The organism is Protofrankia sp. CiP1_Cm_nod3, from assembly GCF_982290655.1.
Window position 1 is genome coordinate 1752 of record NZ_CEVIVD010000088.1, and the last position, 2431, is coordinate 4182.

A 2431-nucleotide genomic window follows, 5' to 3' on the forward strand; every position below is an offset into this window, starting at 1 on the left:
GGCGCCCGGCAGACCGGCTGCCGGGGGCGGCCATGGGAATCCGCGGCCGGCCGCGGATTCCGGCGTCGTCGTCGTTCGCGGGCGGTGGGGTGGACACTGGGCCAGTGGTTCGGCTCCAGATGGGTATCGGGCCGGTGTTCCGGTCCAGGACCGGCATCGGGCCTGTGGCCCGATCCCGGGTTGGCGCAGGGCCGCTACGCCGGCCCCCGGCTGGCGCAGGGCCGGTGCTTCGGCCCCTGGCTGGTGGCGGCGCGTCACCATGGTTTGGCGCCGGGTGGCGTTGGCGGCGTACCGCGCGTCGCCTCGGCTTCCTGTTCGCGGCCGTGCTCGTGGCCGTCGTCGGGACGGCTGTGCCGGCGTCCGCGCATGCCGTGCTCGAGGGCAGCGACCCCGCCGGGGGGTCGAGCCAGCCGGCCGCGCCGTCGCGGGTCACGCTGACCTTCAGTGAGTCGGTCACGGTGAACGCCGGCTCGATAACGGTCATCTCCGCATCCGGTCAGCGGGTGGACGACGGTGCCGCGCGGCACGGGCAGGCCGGCAACGAGGCCGTGGTGGGGATCCGTCCCGGGATCGACAACGGAACGTACGTGGTCAGTTGGCATGTGGTCTCCGCGGACAGCCACCCGGTCTCCGGCGGTTTCTTCTTCGGGGTCGGAGTGGCACCGGACGCGGCGGCGGCCGCGTCGGTGCCCACGACCGCCCGTGGCTCGGTGGTTGTGGGCGTGCTGGCCGGCGTCGCCCGTTTCGCCGCTTTCGCCGGGCTCGCCGTCCTGGTCGGGGCGGGCCTGTTCCTGCTGGCGCTGTGGCCGGCCGGGCTGGGGCTGCCAGGCCCGCGGCGCCTGCTGTGGGCGGGGTGGGGGGCCACCTTCGGCTCGTCCGTCGCGCTGTTGCTGCTGCAGGGGCCGTACGGCGCCGGTCAGGGCCTGTCCGCCCTGTTCCGCTGGGATGCGTTGTCGGCCACCCTGCACGGCAGATACGGGCATCTGGTGCTGCTGCGCATCCTCGCGCTGCTGCTCGTGGTACCGCTGCTGCGTACGGTCATGGCGGGTCACCGGCGCTCCCTGCTGGAGCTGGCGGGGCTCGCTCTTGTCGCCACGGTGACCCAGAGCGCGGCCGGGCATGCGGGCGCCGGTGACGACGCGTGGCTGGCGACTGCCAACCTGACCCTGCACCTGCTGGGTGTCGCGGCCTGGGGCGGCGGCCTCACGGTCCTTGTGATCTTTCTGTGGGCCACCTCCCGGCGCGTTTCGCGGGACGGCCGGCAGCCTCCCGGCGACGACGTCGAGGTGCCGGCTGCCCGGGCCGCCGAACTCGCCGAGGTCCTGCCGAAGTGGTCACGTGTCGCGATGGCTGCTGTCATTGTGATCGTTCTGACCGGCGTCTACCAGGCATGGCGTGAGGTCGGCTCGCTCTCGGCGCTGGACACCACCTACGGCCGTCTGCTGCTGGTGAAGCTCTGGTTCGTGGCGATGATGATCGGATTCGGCTGGTTGGGGCACAACCGGATCGCGCGCCAGTACCGGCTGCCCCGCGCCGTGCCGGCCGCGGACGCCACCGCGGACCAGGCTGGCAACGGGGCCGGCAGCAGAGCCGGCAATGGGGACGGCAACGAGGCCGGGGAGCAGGCCGGCAACGAGGCCGGGGGTGCCGCCGTGGGAGCGGCCGGGGGCAGCCGGGGGAGTACGGCTGTGGGCGTGGCCGTCCGGGCCGCGGACCGTGGGCCAGGGCTTTCCGGATCCGCCGGATCCGCCCCGCCGGCCCGGTGGGAAGCCGGGATTCACGTGAGTCGTGGCCGCGCCCTCCTCGGCCTGCTGACAGGCCGGGCAGCCGGGCCGCCGGCGGCACGCGGAAAAAATGATGTTGCCGTCGGCCCGTCGGGGGACGCGTTCTCGCCGGCCCCGCCGCCACGTCCCCGGATCGGCGAGGGCGCGTTGGCGCGGCTGCGCCGCGGGGTCGTCCTCGAGGCGGGAATCGCCGCCGTGGTGCTCGGGGTGACGGCCGTGCTGGTCAACTCCGTCCCGGCGCGGACGTCGTACGTCCCCCCGTTCTCCGACACGGTCTTCGCCGGGCCGCTGACCGTCCAGGTGGACATCACCCCCACCAGGCGTGGTCCGCAGACCCTGCACGTCTATGTCTTCGGTCCCGCGGGGAAGGCGCAGCCGCTCGCCGACGCGTCGGCCGCGCTGTCACTACCGGACGCCGGTGTCGGCCCGCTGCCGGTGCCGCTCACCCGGGTGGCGCCCGGCCATGTGATCGCTGAAGGCATGCAGGTCCCGCTCCCGGGCATCTGGCAGCTCCGCCTGACGCTACGCGTCAACGACTTCGACCAGTATGTGACGACCCTCTTCTACCGGGTCCGTTAGCGCGTCGGCCGGGTAACCGGCCGGGTGACGCGGAGCCGTTCCGGAACCGGCCGGAAACTCGTGACCGG

At 73.8% G+C, this 2431-nt stretch carries 1 protein-coding gene; it reads left to right on the forward strand.

Features of this window, described 5'->3' with window-relative positions:
• The first annotated feature begins 224 nt into the window (after nt 1-224).
• Nucleotides 225-2363 (forward strand): copper resistance CopC/CopD family protein, encoded by a 2139-nt coding sequence (locus AC5LUJ_RS16280; protein ID WP_493465231.1) that lies wholly within the window; start codon nt 225-227, stop codon nt 2361-2363.
• The last annotated feature ends 68 nt before the right edge of the window (nt 2364-2431 follow it).